Source organism: Actinomadura citrea, from assembly GCF_013409045.1.
In the GTDB taxonomy this organism is placed as follows: Bacteria; Actinomycetota; Actinomycetes; order Streptosporangiales; family Streptosporangiaceae; genus Spirillospora; species Spirillospora citrea.
Genome location: NZ_JACCBT010000001.1, coordinates 2,780,381 through 2,795,786, shown reverse-complemented (window position 1 = coordinate 2,795,786; position 15,406 = coordinate 2,780,381). Strand labels below are relative to the sequence as shown.

The window sequence follows — 15,406 nt, the reverse complement described above, 5'->3', positions numbered from 1 at the left end:
GGGCCGGTCAGGCGTCCCCGAGCTTGTCGCGGAGCCAGTCGGGGATGTGCTCGGCCGAGCGGGGGAAGCGGTCGAGGTCCTGGACGTAGGCGGACGAGGCCAGCGGCGGGGTGAAGTCGGGCTCGCCGTCGTAGTCGAACTCGGCGCTGAAGTGGCCGGAGCGCTCGACCTGGAGGCGCGCGGTGAACCAGGCGCCCTTGTCGGACCGGTACATGACGCGGCGCAGCTCGTCCATCTTCCCGACGGCCTGGCCCGGGGGCAGGGCCGTGCGGCGCCCGCCGTCGGGGCCCTCGACCTCGAAGGAGGCGCTGTCGATGCCGACCGTCGCGCGGAACTCGAAGTCGAGCCGCTGCCAGCCCGCGGGGGCGGCCGAACGCAGCGCGCGCACGGCGCCGTTCACCGTCTCCCGTTCCTTCTCGGAACGCAGAACCTGCTCGGGGTGGGTCACGCTGCCTCCGCGAGGTCGGCCGGTTCGGTAGATCAAAGGCACCGTACCCGTCCGACCGTACCGGCATCGGCGCCCGCGCCGGGCAGCCGCCGCCGTGTCGCGGCCGACCGGCGCGACTTCGGCCGCCGACCGCCTGAGGAGCCGCAACGAATACGGATAAGGTCGTCCGGATGCGAAATGTGGGTGCGACCGGCCGGGGACGAGTGCCCGCCCGGGTGCTGCTGCGCGGCGAGCCGGACGGCTGGCACTGGGTGCTGGTGGACGACGCGGGCGCCGAGCGGCGCTCGGACTTCACCGGCGCGGGGACGCGCTGGTCCGCGGGCGGCCGGTCCGACCCCGAGCCGGCGTGGTGGCGCCGCAGGCTCGCCGAGACGGCCGACGGGCTGCGGGAGGCGGTCGCCGAGCGGCTGACCGACGCGACGTTCCGCGAGTTCGGCACCGAGGCCGCGATCACCTGGTTCGCGGTCGCGGAGCCCGTCGAGTGGGAGGGCATCGTCACCCTCCGGGAGGCCGACCCGGCGCGGTTCCCCGGCCGGGTGCCGCCGTTCGTGGTCACGCTGGAGCCGGGGCGCGGGGCGCTGCTGCCGGACGCGAGCCTGCTGTTCTCCACCCGCGCCGCGGACGCCTGGACGACCCTCGCCGCGGTCGCGGAGCGCTGCGGCACCCTCCCGCCGAAGTCGTCGTTCCTGTGCGGGTGGGCCGGGCACCGCAGCGTCCGGGTGGGGCGCGGGTCGCTGGCGCTGTCGACCGGCCGGGGCGAGGACGGCGTCGAGCGGCTCGCGCAGATCTGCGGGACGCGGGCGCCCGGCTGGAGCGGCAACCCCGAGATGCGGTTCCGGCTCGACGGCGTCGACCTGCTCGACGAGCCCGCCGGCGACGTCGTCGCGCTGCTGCGGGAACTCGACCACGAGATCGTCAGGCGCGGCCGCTCCGTCCGGCTGGCGGCCTCCGGGCTCACCCTCCACGCGCCCGACGGGGCGGACGAGGCGGAGCGGTTCACCGGTGTGTCCCTGGGGGTGCCGGCGGCGCTGTCGCCGCTGTGGGCCGGTTCCTGAACCCTGACGCACACGGAGCCGACACCCACGGGGGACCGCGCCGTCACCGGAACGCAACCGCGGCCGCCTAGGTTCCCCGATCATGAGAAGCCGCGCGCGCCATGCCGTGCTCGCCGTGACCGGTGCAGTCCTCGCCGGCGCTCCCCTCGCCCTCACCGCCTCCCCCGCCCACGCCGCCTCCCCCGTCCGCTCCGCCGGGTCTCCCGGCACGATCAACGTCCACCGCGGCGGCCCCGCCCGGTCGCTGCCGTTCACCGCCCGCCGGGACGGGGAGGCGGTGATCTCCTTCACCGCGTCCGCCCCGGGCGTCTCCTGGGTCCGCGGGGGCGCCGAGTCGGCCGTCGTGTCGATCGCCGTCGACGGGCGCCATGTGACCGACCTCGTCGTCCCCTCCTCCGACCCGATCCCCCGCAGCCTCGGGCTCGGGCGCGTCGGGAAGGGACGCCACAAGGTGACGCTGCGGTTCGCCGAGGGCAGCGCGCCCGCCGCAAGCCGCGTCACGCTCCGGCGCCCCGCGGTCCGCATTCCGGAGGCGGACGCGCTCGCCCTGCGCCACGCGCCCGTCGTCGTCGGGCGGACGGGCTGGCCGTTCGGCGACCCCTACCAGAACGCGACCACCGACACCCCCCTGGTCGCCTGGCACGAGACCCGCCCCGCCGCCACACCCGGACACAAGATCATCGAGTACTCGGTGGTGTGGAGCAACGAGGACGGCGGCACCGACACGCCCGCGCTGATGGCCCGCTGGGGCCGGACGACCGACATCGAGTGGATCTACCGGGTCGAGGTCGACGCGTCCGGCAGGCGCGTGGACGGCACCGCCGTCTACCAGGCCCCGATGCACCTGACCCTGAAGTTCACGGGCCGCTACGAGGGCGACCACCCCCTGCTGCAGACCTGCACGCAGAACAACAACATGTGCGACGTGATCTCGCCGGACCCGCCGCTGCGCTTCCTGCTGGACGCCGCCGGGACGCGCCCGGACGGCCGGGCCCGCGAGGTCGTCATGGACCGCGAGCCGTGGACCTACCGGATCGCGGCGCAGGAGATGGTCCGCGAAAGGAAGATCGAGAACCCGTCCGATCCGGCGACGCGCGAGGTCGGCGACCAGCGGACGTACCTGTTCGTGGAGTTCGCCAAGACGACGGGCGCCGCGACCGGGTCCGGGTCGGTGCCCGGGGTCGCGCTCGGGGTGCGGCTGAAGTCCGACCCGTCCCGGCTGTACCGCTCCGACCACGACGAGCCGACCTGGTCGATCGACCGTGACGGCGCCGTCGCCACCACCGTCGAACTGCCGGAGGGGACGAGGGTCTCCGACATCGCGGGCATCGAGGCCCTTCGCCGTCCCACCGGTACCGGGGACAACGGCGCCCCGGCCACGGTGACGTCCATCAACCGCGGGTTCTTCCTGGACGACTCGTTCCTGCCGCAACCCTCGTCGGTCGAGTGGAAGGGCTCGGTCACGCTCACGCAGGCGAACCCGTCCGCCGTCCTCTGGCGCCCCTGACACCTCACCAGGCACCGCAGCTGGGCCCGTGGCGCGAATCGGCCACGGGCCCTTGTTCATAGGGAACCTGGGCGAACTCCACGCGCGTCCAAGGAGTCATACACTTCGCCAATAACTTGCATAGCGACCCCGGAGAGGACGTCCGCCATGGCCTACGGGCACCCCCCGTCGCCCGGCCAGGGACAGCAGCCCCAGTGGCAGCAGCAACAGACCCCCTGGCAGCAGCCCGGCAACGCCTGGCAGCAGCCACAGCAACCCCAGGGCGGCATGGGCTGGCAGCAGCAGCCCCCGGGCGGGGACAACCCCCAGGGCGGACACAACACCGCCCAGATACCCGGCCATTTCGGCCCCGTCACCGACGACGAGAAGACGTGGTCGCTGATGGCGTACGTCGGGCAGTTCCTCGTCGGCGCGATCGCCCCGGCCGTCGTCTATCTCGGAAAGGCCCGCTCGCCGTTCGTGCGCAGGCACGCGGCGCAGGGCCTCAACATGGGCGTCGCCGCCATCGCCGTGTGGTTCGTCTTCGGCCTGCTGTCGCTGGTCGCCGACTTCCTCATCTGGGTGCCGCTGCTGTTCACGGCCGTGGAGATGTTCTTCCTGGTGTACGCGGGCAGGGCCGCCAACCGCGGCGAGTTCCGGCGCGTCCCGTCCGCGGTGGCCTGGCCCCTTGTGAAGTAACGGCTACTTCTTGCCCTTGTCGGCGTCGCCGCCCCCGGTCGAGAGGGCGGCGACGAAGGCCTCCTGCGGGACGTCCACCCGCCCGATGGTCTTCATCCGCTTCTTGCCCTCCTTCTGCTTCTCCAGCAGCTTGCGCTTGCGGGAGATGTCGCCCCCGTAGCACTTGGCGAGGACGTCCTTGCGGATGGCGCGGATGTTCTCGCGGGCGATGATGCGGGCCCCGACCGCGGCCTGGATCGGCACCTCGTACTGCTGCCGCGGGATCAGCTCCTTGAGCTTGGCCGTCATCATCAGGCCGTACTCGCGGGACTTGTCCTTGTGCACGATCTGGCTGAAGGCGTCCACCGACTCGCCCTGCAGCAGGATGTCGACCTTCACCAGGTCGGACTCCTGCTCGCCGCTGGGCTCGTAGTCGAGCGAGGCGTACCCGCGCGTCCTCGACTTCAGCTGGTCGAAGAAGTCGAAGATGATCTCGGCGAGCGGCAGCGTGTAGCGGATCTCGACGCGGTCCTCCGACAGGTAGTCCATGCCGAGCAGCACGCCGCGGCGACCCTGGCACAGCTCCATGATCGCGCCGATGTGCTCGGACGGGGACAGCAGCGTCGCCTTCACCACCGGCTCGTACACCGCCCCGATCTTGCCCTCGGGGAACTCGCTGGGGTTGGTGACGACGTGCTCCGACCCGTCCTCCATCACGACCCGGTAGACCACGTTCGGCGCGGTCGAGATCAGCGACAGGCCGAACTCGCGCTCCAGCCGCTCCCGGACGATCTCCATGTGCAGCAGGCCGAGGAAGCCGCAGCGGAACCCGAACCCGAGCGCCGCCGACGTCTCCGGCTCGTAGACCAGCGCGGCGTCGTTCAGCCGCAGCTTGTCGAGCGCGTCGCGCAGCTCGGGGTACTGGTCGCCGTCCATCGGGTAGAGACCGGAGAACACCATCGGCTTCGGGTCGCGGTAGCCGCCGAGCGACTCGGGGGCCTGCCGGGACGCGCCGGTCACGGTGTCGCCGACGCGCGCCTGCCGGACGTCCTTCACCCCGGTGATCAGGTAGCCGACCTCGCCGACGCCGAGGCCCTGCACGGGCTTGGGCTCGGGGGAGATCACGCCGACCTCCAGGGTCTCGTGCGCGGCCCCGGTCGACATCATCAGGCTCTTCTCGCGCCGCGACAGGCGCCCGTCCATGATCCGGACATAGGTGACGACGCCCCGGTAGGTGTCGTACACCGAGTCGAAGATCAGCGCCCGCGCGGGGCCGTCGGGGTCCCCGACCGGCGCCGGCACCTCATCGACGATCTTGTCGAGCAGCTCGCGGACGCCCTCGCCCGTCTTGCCGGACACGCGCAGCACGTCCGAGGGGTCGCACCCGATGATCCCGGCCAGTTCCTCGGCGTACTTCTCCGGCTGCGCCGCCGGGAGGTCGATCTTGTTGAGAACGGGGATCAGGTGCAGGTCGGCCTCGAGGGCCAGATAGAGGTTGGCGAGCGTCTGCGCCTCGATGCCCTGCGCCGCGTCCACCAGCAGGACCGCGCCCTCGCACGCCGCGAGCGAGCGCGACACCTCGTAGGAGAAGTCGACGTGGCCCGGGGTGTCGATCAGGTTGAGGACGTGGTCGACGCCGCCGGCCGTCCAGGGCAGCCGGACCGCCTGGCTCTTGATCGTGATGCCGCGCTCGCGCTCGATGTCCATGCGGTCGAGGTACTGGGCGCGCATCTGGCGCTCCTCGACCACGCCGGTCAGCTGCAGCATCCGGTCCGCGAGGGTCGACTTGCCATGGTCGATGTGCGCGATGATGCAGAAGTTACGGATGATCGCGGGATCGGTCTTGTCGAGCTGGGGCGCTGGCACCGGGGTCCGTTCGCAATGCTCACAGGTGGACAGGGTTCTGTGCCTCCATGGTCCCATGTCCTGCGCGATGCTCCGTGCACGGTCCGGTTTGGGACCGGGCCCGGAGATTGGTAAGCTGTGCGACTGCGTGTGGCGTAGCGTCGTGCCCCGGGGGCACCGTCCCGCCCCCGTTCAGACATTTCGTCAGCGCCTGCCGATACGCGCAGGCCCAGGATCGCGACCAAGCTGAGGCTCTACGACGTGGCTAACATCAAGTCCCAGATCAAGCGCAACAAGCAGAACGAGAAGGCTCGCCTGCGCAACAAGGCCGTCAAGTCCGAGCTGAAGACGGCGATCCGCAAGTTCCGCGTCGCCGCCGAGGCCGGCAACGTGGACGACGCCGTCGCCGCGCAGCGGTTCGCCGCGCGCAAGCTGGACAAGGCGGTCAGCAAGGGCGTCATCCACAAGAACCAGGCCGCCAACCGCAAGTCGGCGATCGCCAAGCAGGCCGCCGCCCTGCAGGCCAAGTAAGAGCCGCACGCCCGGGGCCGGCCGCGCGCCGGCCCCGACGCATGTCCATGGACGAGCGCCGCGCGGTCAAGATCTCCAAGTATCTCGCCAAGCACCTGCGGCACCGCCCCGAGCGGATCGGCCTCACGCTCGATCCCGAGGGGTGGGCGGACGTCACCGCCCTGCTCTCGGCCGCCGCCGCCCACGGGTTCGCGCTCACCCGCGCCGAACTCGAACACGTGGTGGCGGTCAACGACAAGAAGCGCTACGAGCTCGCCGGGAACCGGATCCGGGCCGTCCAGGGCCACTCGGTCCCCGTCGCGCTGAACCTGCCGGTGACGCCGCCGCCGGAACTGCTGTTCCACGGCACCGCGCGCCGTTCCGTCGACCCCATCCTGCGGGAGGGGCTGCTGCCCATGGGGCGGCACGACGTGCACCTGTCCCCCGACCGCGAGACGGCCCGGCGGGTCGGCGCCCGGCGCGGCGCCCCCGTCGTGCTGACCGTCCAGGCCGGGCGGATGGCGGCCGACGGTCACGCGTTCCGCGTCAGCGCGAACGGCGTGTGGCTGGTCGACGCGGTTCCGCCGGCATATCTGAGCGAATGACCTCCGCGGCGGCCCAGTCGGGGACGTGCCGCACCCATTCGGGCCCCTCCTTCGGCCCGAACAGGTACCGGTGCGGGACGATCTCGCGAATGGCGCGGTGCACGTCCAGCCGGTCGTCGATCATGTGGGTGATCCCGAGTTCCGCGCAGTGCCGGGCCTTGTCCTGCCGCTTCCGGCAGAACCGCACGTTGCTCCGCGGAAGGCCCGTCCGCCCGTAGAAATCGTGGTGGTCGAGCCAGGCCAGCGTCCTTTCCCGGATCCGGTCTCCGCACTTGGAGATGATCCACGCCCGTCCCCCGAACGCCTCGATCAGGCCGGGCAGCACCTCGTAGACGCCGTCCGTCGCGGGGGACGCGAGGGCTTCCTCGAAGCTCCCGTCGAGGAACACGGTGTCGTCCTCACCGGGAGCCATGAGCCCGCCATGGATGACCCGGCCGAAGTCGACGCCGAGCCGCGGTTCGATGTTCATGTCCCCACCCTCGGCCCGAACCTCCTAAAGCAGAACTATCAATCGCCTCCATAGCTATAGTCCGTATCTATGGATCTGAGCCGCCTGTCCACGGACGCGCTCGCCTCGTTCGCGGTCTTCGCCGACCACCTCAACTTCACCCGCGCCGCCGAGGCGCTCCACATCTCCCAGCCCGCCCTCCACGTCAAGGTGCAGAAACTCGGCGACACCCTGGGGCGTCCCCTCTACACCCGGCACGGGCGCCGCCTGGCCCTCACCCCTGCCGGCGAGCAGGTCGCCCGCTTCGCCCGCGACCTCGACGCCCGCATGACGGCGTTCCTCGCGGACGTCCGCGGCACGTCCCCCTCCCGCGTCCCGGCCCTGGCCGCCGGCGAGGGCGCCTACCTCTACCTCCTCGGCGGCGTCGTCCGCCCCGGCGTCCGCCTGATCAACGGCGACCGCGCCCGCACGCTCGCCGCCGTCCGCACCGGCCGCGCCGACCTGGGCGTCGCCGTCCTCGACGTGCTGCCCGCCGACATCACCGCCGTCCCGCTGGCGTCCTACCCCCAGACGCTCGTCATGCCGGACGACCACCCCCTCACCGCGAGGCCGCACCTCACCCTCGCCGACCTCGCCGGCGCCTCCCTCGTCGTCCCGCCTCCCGACGGCCCGCACCGCATCACCCTCGAACGCGCCCTGCGCGCCGCCGAGGTGCCCTGGTCCCTGGCCGTCGAGGCCGCCGGCTGGCCCCTGATGCTGCACTTCGCGTCCCTCGGCGTCGGACTCGCCGTCGTCAACGGCTGCGTCCCCCCTCCCCCGGGCCTGACGGCGCGCGAGATCATCGACCTGCCCGCCGTCCCCTACTACGCTCTCCACCTGCCGGGCAGGGCCGACGACCCCCTCGTCACCGACCTCCTGGCCGCCGTCCGCACATCGCTGAGGAGCACGCCGTGCACTTCGAGACCTCCGTCGACATCGACGCCCCGCCCGAGACCGTCTGGAACCTCCTGAAGGACGTCGAACGCTGGCCCGACATGACCGCCTCGATGGAGCGCGTCGAACTCCTGGACGAGCCCTTCGGCCTCGGCAGCCGGGCCCGCGTCCACCAGCCGAAACTCCCCGCGACCGTCTGGACCGTCACCGCCTTCGACGAGAACAGGACCTTCACCTGGGAGTCCCGCTCCACCGGCGTCACCACGACCGGGGCCCACGAGATCGTCCCCACCGCCGACGGCAGGTCCACCGTCCGCCTCACCCTCGACCAGAAGGGCCCCCTGGCCCCCCTCTTCGCCCTCCTGGCCGGCCGCCTCACCCGCCGCTACGTGACCATGGAAGCGGAGGGCCTGAAGGTCAAGGCCGAACAGCAGCACACCCCCTGAAGTACCGTCAGGCGCCTGGGCGGAGGCCGGCGAGCATGATGCCGAGCGTCCGCCGGCGCAGGTCGGCGTCCCAACCCCCGTGCAGGGCGCCCTGACATGCGCTGACCAGGAGCGCCATCACCTCGTCGAGGCGAATCCCCTCGGCGATGGCTCCCGCTTCCTGCCCGCGGACCAGCAGTTCTCCCACCGCATCGCTGAGCGAGCCGAGCGGACCCGTGATCGGCACCTCCACCCCCTCGGCCGCCAGCAGGCTCACGACCGCCCGGTTCGCGGCCGTCCGTTCCACGAGCCGCGCAACGAACTCGAACAGAGCGCCGGCCGGGTCCCCGTGCGAGATGAGCTCCGCCGCATCGTCCGTGACCTGCTGCAACAACCGTTTCATCATGGCCCGCAACAGATCGGATTTCGTCGGAAAGTGCCGGAAGACGGTACCGATCGCCACTCCCGCCCGCCGCGCCACCTCCTCCGTCGACGCGTCCGGCCCGGCGCCGGCGAACACCTCCTCCGCCGCCGCGAGGATCCGCTCCCGGTTGCGCCGCGCATCCGCGCGCATCAGCCGGCCTCCTCCCTGGACAAGATGAGTCCAGACTCATTATCTTCGTTACATGAGTCACCGCTCATCTTAGGAGGCGCCATGCCGACCACACCACGCGAACTGTTCCAGCGGATGCAGGAGTGTTGGCTCAGCCACCCGACCGCCCTCATCGGGGACCTCCTCACCGACGACGCCGTCGTCGAGACCCCGTTCGCGCCTCCGGGCCGGCCGACCCGGTTCGAAGGCAGGCAGCGGTTCCTGGCGTTCGCGGACCCGCAGCGGGCCGTTCTTCCCGTGCGGTTCGACGCCTGCCGCACCATCGCCGTCCACGACACCCGCGACCCGGACACGATCGTGGTGGAGTACGAACTGACCGGCACCAACACCCGGACGGCCAAGCAGTCCACGGCCGCTTTCATCGCCGTCCTCACCGCGCGCGACGGCAAGGTCGCCCTGTGGCGCGAATACCAGAACACCCTGGCCATCATGCACGCCCTCGCCTGACCGCTCCACCACGCACCTGACTACACGCCTGCGGCGCGATCCTCGTTCATCGGAAGGGGACCGGCGGGTCAGCCGCGGGCGGCGGCGGGTCAGCCGCCGGGGAGCGGCGGGTCAGCCGCCGGGGAGCGGCGGGTCAGCCGCGGGCGGCGACGATCAGGGCGACGGTCTTCTCCAGGGCGTACGCGGGGTCGGCGGCGCCGCCCTTGACCTCCGCGTCGGCCTCGGCGACGGCGGTCAGCGCCCGCGCGACCCCGTCTCCCGACCAGCCGCGCAGCTGCTTCTGCACCCGATCGATCTTCCACGGCGGCATGCCCAGATCCTTGGCCAGCGCCGCTCCCCGCGCGCCGCGGGGCGCGCCGCCGACCTTCGCCAGTCCGCGCATGCCCTGCGCGAGCGCGCTGACGATCAGGACGGGCGCCACACCCGTCGCGAGAGCCCAGCGGAGCTGCTCGAGGGCCTCGGCGAGCTGCCCCTCGATCGCCTTGTCCGCCACGGTGAAGCCGCTGACCTCGGCACGCCCCCGGTAGTAGCGGGCGATGGCCGCGTCGTCGATCTTTCCGCCGGTGTCGGAGACGAGCTGGCTGCAGGCCGCGGCCAGCTCGCGCAGGTCGTTGCCGACGGCCTCGATCAGCCCCCGCGCGCCGTCCGCCGAGATCTTCCCGCCCGCCTTGCGGATCTCGCCGCGGACGAAGTCGATCCGCTCGCCGGCCTTGGTGACCTTCGGGCATGCGATCTTGCGCGCCTTGAGCTTGGTCAGCCCGTCCACCAGCGCCTTTCCCTTGGCGCCGCCGGGATGGACGGCGACGAGCACGACGTCCTCCGCGGGGGCCTTGGCGTACTTCAGCACCTCGGCCGTCAGGTCCTTGCCCAGATCCTGCGCCGACCGCAGGACGAGCACCTTCCCGCCACCGAACAGCGACGGCGACGTCAGCTCCGAGATGCGCCCGGGCTCCAGCGCCCCGGGCGCCAGATCGATGACCTCGATCTCCGGATCCCCCGCCCGCATGGACGCGACGACGTCCCCGATCGCCCGCTCCACGAGCAGCTCTTCGTCACCGACGACCAGAATGATGGACTCAACCGACACCCCTGCAGCATGCCACGCCCCACCCGCCCCCGCGCCCAACCACCGGGAACCCTCCGTCGCAACCGGTGAGTGGCCACCTTGCCGTGGGCTGTACCGCCCGGCCTCGCGCGCCGGATCGCTGGTCAGTGACGGGGGATGGTCGTGAGGCCGGATCGGGTGCGGGCTATGGCTATGTCGCCTTCCTTGTCGGTGCGGTGGGTCTGGATGTGGAGACGGTGCAGGAGGGCGAGAGTGGCGGCGGACGGGTGGCCGTAGTCGTTGTGCGCTCCGACCGAGATCAGGGCGATGGACGCGTGGGCGGCGGCCAGGAAGGCGGGGTCTTGGCTGCGTGAGCCGTGGTGGGGGACCTTCAGTACCTGGACGTGGGGGACGCCTGCTTCCAGGGCGCGTTGTGCCTCCAGTTCCACGTCGCCGGCCAGGAGGGCGCTGAAGCCCGGTCTGCGGGCGACGAGGACCACGCTCGCGTTGTTGATCGTGGTGCCGTCGTCCTCGGGTGACAGGGCGGGGGCGGTGGTCAGCGGGGCCAGGACGGACAGGGTGAGGTCTCCGACGCGCCATTGCTGGCCGGTCTCGGCTGGGCCGGTCCGGAGGCCGGATGTGTGGCGGGCCTCGCGGCCCGAGGTACGGGGCGTGATCAGCACCTCGCGGACGGTACGGCCGTGTCGGACGCCGGAGATGCCGTTGATGTGGTCGGCGTGCGGGTGGGTCAGGACGAGGAGCGGGACATCGGTCACGCCCAGGCGGTGAAGGCAGCGGTCCACCGGGGAGGGGTCGGGGCCCGTGTCCACGACGACCGCCTGGCCGGGGCCGGCCGACAGGGCCAGGGCATCGCCCTGGCCGACGTCGCAGGCGACCATCTGCCAGCCGGGTGGCGGCCAGGAGGGGGCGATGACGCGCAGGGCGATCACGCCGACGAGGACGCCGATCACGGCCGCGGCGGCGATGAGGCGGAGGCGGTGGCTGCGCAGGGCCAGGGCCGCCGCCCCGGCGCCCAGCAGGAGCGTGGTGGCGCCCAGGGCGCCACTGGCCCAGGGGATCGTCGCGTAGGGCAGCGACGCGGCGGTCCGCGCGACCCAGATGATCCAGCCGACGGCCAGGCCGGCGGGCCACACGATCACACGGGCGAGCGGCAGGGAGAGGGGCGCGGTGACCGTGGCGAGGGCGCCCAGGAGGGTGGCCGGGGCGACGGCGGGGGCCGCGAGCAGGTTCGCGAACACGGAGACGACGCCGATCTCCCCGGACAGCATCACCAGGACGGGCGCGACGGCCACCTGGGCGGCGGCCGCGACGGCGAGGGCCGCCGCGAGCGGGCCCGGCATCCGGCGGGCGAGCCGCTCGCGCCAGGGCGGGGCGAGGACGAGCAGGCCGGCCGTCGCGAGGGCCGAGAGCGCGAACCCGTAGGAGCGCGCCAGTTCCGGGTCGATGAGCACGAGAAGCAGCACCGCCGCCGCCAGGGCGGGGAGGCCCTGGCGCTGCCGTCCGGTGAACAGGGCCAGGAGGCCGATCAGGCCCATGACGGTCGCCCGGAGGACGCTCGGTTCCGGGCGGGCGACGACCACGAACGCGCACACCGCGAGGACGGCGACGGGTGGGGCCCGGCGCCGTCCGAGCCCGGCGAGTCGGCACAGCCCGAGGACCGCCCCCGTGACGATCGCCAGATTCGCGCCGGAGACCACGAGGAGGTGGGTGAGCCCGGCGACCCGGAACTCCTCCGCGAGCTCCGGGTCAAGGCGCGAGGCGTCGCCGACGACCATGCCCGGAAGTACCGCGCGCCTGTCGGGCGGAAGCCGTGCCACGGCCGCCCGCAGCTTCGCCCGCACGTGCTCCGCGGCGCGCTGGATCGTGGACGGCGGCCCGAGGACGGTCGGCGGCCCGCGCACGATCACGACCGCGGCAAGCAGGTCGCGACCCCGGGGCGGCACGAAACGGCCGCGGAGCCGCACGCGCTGGCCGGGGATCGAGCGGAGCCAGCGGGGATCCGCCGCGATCAGCAGCACCGGGACGCGGACCTCGGTTCGCTCCACGGCCTCCGCACGGGCGCGAAGGATGATCATCGGTCGTCCGTTCCCGGGCTTCGCCTGCGGGTCCCCGGTCACCACGGCCTCGGCCGTCGCGAACCGCCCCGCCCGGGCCAGATCCCGCACGGGCCCCGTGCCGACGGCCGTCGTCCGCAGCGCCACCCCGCAGGCCGACGCCGCGGCACACGCCAGGGCCGCTCCGGCGAGAAGCCGCCACGCATCGCCTGGTCGCCGCGCGGCGCCGCCATCCGCCCGCCGTGCGATGGAGAGGAGGCGGCTGAGGAAGCGTTCACGCCACGTGGTGCTCGCGTGTCGCGTGGCCCTCTCGTTCGGGCGTCGTGCGGGCACGAGGGGCCGGTGGCGGAGGTCTTCGTGGCGGCCGCTCGCATGCCGTGTGGCGCTCCCCCTCTGGGGGTGCGTGGTCGCGGGAGGCTCGTGGGGGTGGGGTTCGTGGCGTGTGTCGCCCGGGTGACGCGTGGTGTCGTCGTTCGGTCGGGGAGGCAACGGCGGCTCGGCGGGTGGGGGGCTTGCGGGCGTTGGTGCTCGGTGGGTGGTCAGAAGGTAGAGGGACGCGGCGGCGGCGGTCGCCGCCAGGCCGTAGATGAGGGGCTGGGGCAGCCCGAGGGTCGCGGCGGCGGCGAGCCAGGTGGCGAGGGCGGGGGCCAGGAGGCGGAGGTCGTGGGTCATACGCGGACCATCGTCTTCAGGTCGGCGAAACGGTGGGCGCCGATGCCGCTGACGTCCTGGAGTTGCTCGACGGAGCGGAAGCCGCCGTGCTGGGTGCGGTAGGCGACGATGCGCTGGGCGAGGACGGGGCCGACGCCGGGGAGGTCGTCCAGTTGGTCGGGGGTGGCCGCGTTGAGGTCGAGCGGGGCGCCGGGAGCGCCCGGGGCGGTCGGGGTCGCGCCGCCGGGCGGTGGTGGGGACGGTGACGGCGCGCGGACGCCGACCGGGATCTGCTCGCCGTCCACCAGGGGGCGGGCCAGGTTGAGGGTGCCGGTCTTCGCACCCGGACGGACTCCGCCCGCGGCCTTGATGGCTTCGGCGACCCGGGATCCGGACGGCAGGGTGACCACGCCGGGGTGCTTGACCTTGCCGAGGACGTGGACCACCACGGGAGAGGACGCCGCAGCCGCCGGGCCGGCCGACAGGGTGGGGCGCGGTTCGCTCAGGGAGGCGGTCGCCGCGGGGGCCGCAGGCTGGGGGCGTGGCCGGGCGAGCCAGAGGTATCCCACGGCCACCAGGGCGGCGAGCACGCCGACGAGGACGAGCATGCGGACGTGGGAGCGGTCGGGAGTCGCGCGTAACCGGGCCGCCGGCGGCGCGTCGGTCGGAGCGGTGGACGGCTTCCACCGGCCCGTGAGGGCGTGCAGGCGGTCTTCGGTGTCAGCTCTCATGGAGCCTGACGTTAAGGATGCCGGGCGGACGGGTGCGCGGAGTTCGGAAAGTGTGGACAACTCTGGGTCAGCGGTGCCGGGACGCCGCGGCGGCGACGACGAGCAGCCCGGCCAGCAGTGCCGTGACGTGGGTCAACGTGCCGGGTGAGGAGAGGTAGAGGCCGCCGAAGGCGGCGATCGCGAGGACGTTCGACAGCAGCACGCCCGTGTTCGTCAGGGCGGAGACGGACGAGGCCTGGGCCGGTCCCACGGCCCCGGTGATCCGATCGACCAGAGGGCTGAAGCCGGCGGCGTGACCCGACCCGGCGGCGTACAGCAGCGGGATCGACAGGAGCACCGGCCAGCCGTACCGGGTCAGGAAGGCCAGTGCCGACGCGGCGGCGGCGAACGTGAGCAGGCCCCAGGTCGGCAGATTCGCTCTCACCGGGAGGGGCAGGCGTGTCCATCCGAGGCCGGCCGTCGCGAAGCCCGCCGTGTACGGGAGGAACGTGAGCCCGGCGTGGAGCGGCGAGAAACCGAGCACGTTCTGCAGGTAGAGCGCGAGCGTGAAGAGGAAGCCGGTGTAGGCGCCCATCACCGCGCATGAGGCGAACAGGCCGGGCTTGATGAAGGGTCTGCGCAGCACGGAGAGGTCCAGAAGCGGCGATGCCGTTCTCAGCTCGTAGACGCAGAAGATGGTGAGCACGACGCATCCCGTCGCGATGGACGGCCACGTCCACAGCGGCCAATGCTGTTCCCTGCCGAGTACCAGGGGTATGACGAGCGCGCCCATGCCGCAGGAGAGGAGCACCACGCCTGGCAGGTCCAGGCGGACGGCCTTCCGGTGTTCCGGCGGCATCAGACGCGGTCCGACGGCGAGAAGCGCAGCTCCCACAGGGACGTTGACCAGGAAGATGGGCCGCCAGCTGCCGCCCAGGGTCACGATGACGCCTCCCGCCATCTGCCCCAAGGCCACCCCCAGCGCCAGGACCATCGAGTACAGGCCGAGTGCACGCGCCCTGGCCGCCCCCTCGAAGGACAGCTGGATCAACGACAGAACCTGTGGCAGCAGGAGTGCGGCCGCAGCACCCTGACAGATCCGTGCGGCGACGAGAACGGCACCGGTCGGTGCCAGCCCGCAGGCCAACGACGAGGCTGTGAAGCCGAACAGCCCAAGGAAGAACATCGTGCGGTGGCCGTAGCCGTCGCCCAGTCGCGCGCCCGTGACCACGAGGACGGCCAAGGCGAAGATGTAGCCGCCCGTGACGAGTTGAAGCAGAGAGCCGGACGCGTGGAGCCCTTCCGCGATGTCGGGCATCGCCACCGCCACGATGGAGCCGTCCATCGAGACCATCGTCTGCCCCGTGAGCAGCACCACCAGCAGCCATCGTCTGACCATTCCGCGAGTGTGCGGGGCGGCCGCGCACCGGCG

Annotated in this window: 16 protein-coding genes; 8 read left to right on the top strand and 8 right to left on the bottom strand. The window is 72.5% G+C overall.

The window, feature by feature from the left end:
• Window positions 1–7: 7 nt before the first annotated feature.
• The gene (locus BJ999_RS13170) at window positions 8–448 is read right to left on the bottom strand and encodes an antitoxin YezG family protein (RefSeq protein WP_179833563.1); all 441 of its coding nucleotides are present in this window, start codon (window positions 446–448) and stop codon (window positions 8–10) included.
• Between the two features lie 170 nt (window positions 449–618).
• On the opposite strand from BJ999_RS13170, the gene BJ999_RS13165 reads away from it, so the two are divergent.
• From BJ999_RS13165 to BJ999_RS13155, 3 genes are all read left to right on the top strand, one after another.
• A complete protein-coding gene (locus BJ999_RS13165; protein WP_179833562.1) occupies window positions 619–1,503 on the top strand; it encodes a hypothetical protein in 885 nt (294 codons plus the stop codon).
• Between the two features lie 82 nt (window positions 1,504–1,585).
• Window positions 1,586–3,010 carry a hypothetical protein gene (locus tag BJ999_RS13160; RefSeq protein WP_179833561.1) on the top strand — a complete coding sequence of 475 codons (1,425 nt, stop codon included), beginning with the start codon at window positions 1,586–1,588 and terminating at the stop codon, window positions 3,008–3,010.
• 147 nt (window positions 3,011–3,157) lie between these two features.
• A complete protein-coding gene (locus BJ999_RS13155; RefSeq protein ID WP_179833560.1) occupies window positions 3,158–3,688 on the top strand; it encodes a DUF4870 domain-containing protein in 531 nt (176 codons plus the stop codon).
• Window positions 3,689–3,691: 3 nt separating this feature from the next.
• Here BJ999_RS13155 and lepA read toward each other — a convergent pair whose 3' ends face one another.
• A complete protein-coding gene (gene lepA, locus BJ999_RS13150) occupies window positions 3,692–5,533 on the bottom strand; it encodes a translation elongation factor 4 (RefSeq protein ID WP_179833559.1) in 1,842 nt (613 codons plus the stop codon).
• Between the two features lie 240 nt (window positions 5,534–5,773).
• Between lepA and rpsT the strand changes: the two genes are divergently transcribed.
• Both rpsT and BJ999_RS13140 read left to right on the top strand, forming a co-directional pair.
• Window positions 5,774–6,043, top strand: a complete 270-nt coding sequence (gene rpsT / locus BJ999_RS13145) for a 30S ribosomal protein S20 (RefSeq protein ID WP_179833558.1) — start codon at window positions 5,774–5,776, stop codon at window positions 6,041–6,043.
• A 47-nt stretch (window positions 6,044–6,090) separates the two neighbouring features.
• Complete coding sequence (locus tag BJ999_RS13140) at window positions 6,091–6,627, top strand: RNA 2'-phosphotransferase (RefSeq protein WP_179833557.1); 537 nt, start codon at window positions 6,091–6,093, stop codon at window positions 6,625–6,627.
• Here BJ999_RS13140 and BJ999_RS13135 read toward each other — a convergent pair.
• A complete protein-coding gene (locus BJ999_RS13135; RefSeq protein ID WP_179833556.1) occupies window positions 6,569–7,096 on the bottom strand; it encodes a hypothetical protein in 528 nt (175 codons plus the stop codon). The two genes, BJ999_RS13140 and BJ999_RS13135, sit on opposite strands and share 59 nt — an antisense overlap.
• Before the next feature lie 69 nt (window positions 7,097–7,165).
• Between BJ999_RS13135 and BJ999_RS13130 the strand changes: the two genes are divergently transcribed.
• Together BJ999_RS13130 and BJ999_RS13125 are read left to right on the top strand one after the other, a co-directional pair.
• Window positions 7,166–8,086 (top strand): LysR family transcriptional regulator, encoded by a 921-nt coding sequence (locus tag BJ999_RS13130; RefSeq protein ID WP_179833555.1) that lies wholly within the window; start codon window positions 7,166–7,168, stop codon window positions 8,084–8,086.
• Entirely contained in the window at window positions 8,026–8,454 is a 429-nt protein-coding gene (locus BJ999_RS13125) for an SRPBCC family protein (RefSeq protein WP_179833554.1), read from the top strand. Before BJ999_RS13130 ends, BJ999_RS13125 begins: the two co-directional genes overlap by 61 nt.
• Before the next feature lie 7 nt (window positions 8,455–8,461).
• Here BJ999_RS13125 and BJ999_RS13120 read toward each other — a convergent pair whose 3' ends face one another.
• On the bottom strand, window positions 8,462–9,007 hold the full coding sequence (locus BJ999_RS13120) for a TetR/AcrR family transcriptional regulator (protein WP_179833553.1): 546 nt from the start codon (window positions 9,005–9,007) through the stop codon (window positions 8,462–8,464).
• Window positions 9,008–9,088: 81 nt separating this feature from the next.
• Here BJ999_RS13120 and BJ999_RS13115 point away from each other — a divergent pair, with 81 nt between their 5' ends.
• On the top strand, window positions 9,089–9,493 hold the full coding sequence (locus BJ999_RS13115) for a nuclear transport factor 2 family protein (RefSeq protein WP_179833552.1): 405 nt from the start codon (window positions 9,089–9,091) through the stop codon (window positions 9,491–9,493).
• A gap of 133 nt (window positions 9,494–9,626) precedes the next feature.
• Here the strand turns inward: BJ999_RS13115 and holA are convergent, their stop codons facing one another.
• The 4 genes from holA to BJ999_RS13095 form a co-directional block, all read right to left on the bottom strand.
• Entirely contained in the window at window positions 9,627–10,580 is a 954-nt protein-coding gene (gene holA / locus BJ999_RS13110) for a DNA polymerase III subunit delta (RefSeq protein ID WP_179833551.1), read from the bottom strand.
• Between the two features lie 122 nt (window positions 10,581–10,702).
• On the bottom strand, window positions 10,703–13,285 hold the full coding sequence (locus BJ999_RS13105; RefSeq protein ID WP_179833550.1) for a ComEC/Rec2 family competence protein: 2,583 nt from the start codon (window positions 13,283–13,285) through the stop codon (window positions 10,703–10,705).
• On the bottom strand, window positions 13,282–13,995 hold the full coding sequence (locus BJ999_RS13100; RefSeq protein ID WP_179833549.1) for a ComEA family DNA-binding protein: 714 nt from the start codon (window positions 13,993–13,995) through the stop codon (window positions 13,282–13,284). Before BJ999_RS13100 ends, BJ999_RS13105 begins: the two co-directional genes overlap by 4 nt.
• Window positions 13,996–14,062: 67 nt before the next feature.
• Window positions 14,063–15,373 (bottom strand): MFS transporter, encoded by a 1,311-nt coding sequence (locus BJ999_RS13095; protein WP_179833548.1) that lies wholly within the window; start codon window positions 15,371–15,373, stop codon window positions 14,063–14,065.
• Between the last annotated feature and the right edge of the window lie 33 nt (window positions 15,374–15,406).

Coding starts and splice junctions, on each gene's coding strand:
- BJ999_RS13155 (WP_179833560.1), top strand. CDS start 3,158: ATGGCCTACGGGCACCCCCCGTCGCCCGGCCAGGGACAGCAGCCCCAG.
- BJ999_RS13165 (WP_179833562.1), top strand. CDS start 619: ATGCGAAATGTGGGTGCGACCGGCCGGGGACGAGTGCCCGCCCGGGTG.
- BJ999_RS13135 (WP_179833556.1), bottom strand. CDS start 7,096: ATGAACATCGAACCGCGGCTCGGCGTCGACTTCGGCCGGGTCATCCAT.
- BJ999_RS13140 (WP_179833557.1), top strand. CDS start 6,091: ATGGACGAGCGCCGCGCGGTCAAGATCTCCAAGTATCTCGCCAAGCAC.
- BJ999_RS13105 (WP_179833550.1), bottom strand. CDS start 13,285: ATGACCCACGACCTCCGCCTCCTGGCCCCCGCCCTCGCCACCTGGCTC.
- BJ999_RS13120 (WP_179833553.1), bottom strand. CDS start 9,007: ATGCGCGCGGATGCGCGGCGCAACCGGGAGCGGATCCTCGCGGCGGCG.
- BJ999_RS13130 (WP_179833555.1), top strand. CDS start 7,166: ATGGATCTGAGCCGCCTGTCCACGGACGCGCTCGCCTCGTTCGCGGTC.
- BJ999_RS13100 (WP_179833549.1), bottom strand. CDS start 13,995: ATGAGAGCTGACACCGAAGACCGCCTGCACGCCCTCACGGGCCGGTGG.
- BJ999_RS13115 (WP_179833552.1), top strand. CDS start 9,089: ATGCCGACCACACCACGCGAACTGTTCCAGCGGATGCAGGAGTGTTGG.
- BJ999_RS13160 (WP_179833561.1), top strand. CDS start 1,586: ATGAGAAGCCGCGCGCGCCATGCCGTGCTCGCCGTGACCGGTGCAGTC.
- BJ999_RS13095 (WP_179833548.1), bottom strand. CDS start 15,373: ATGGTCAGACGATGGCTGCTGGTGGTGCTGCTCACGGGGCAGACGATG.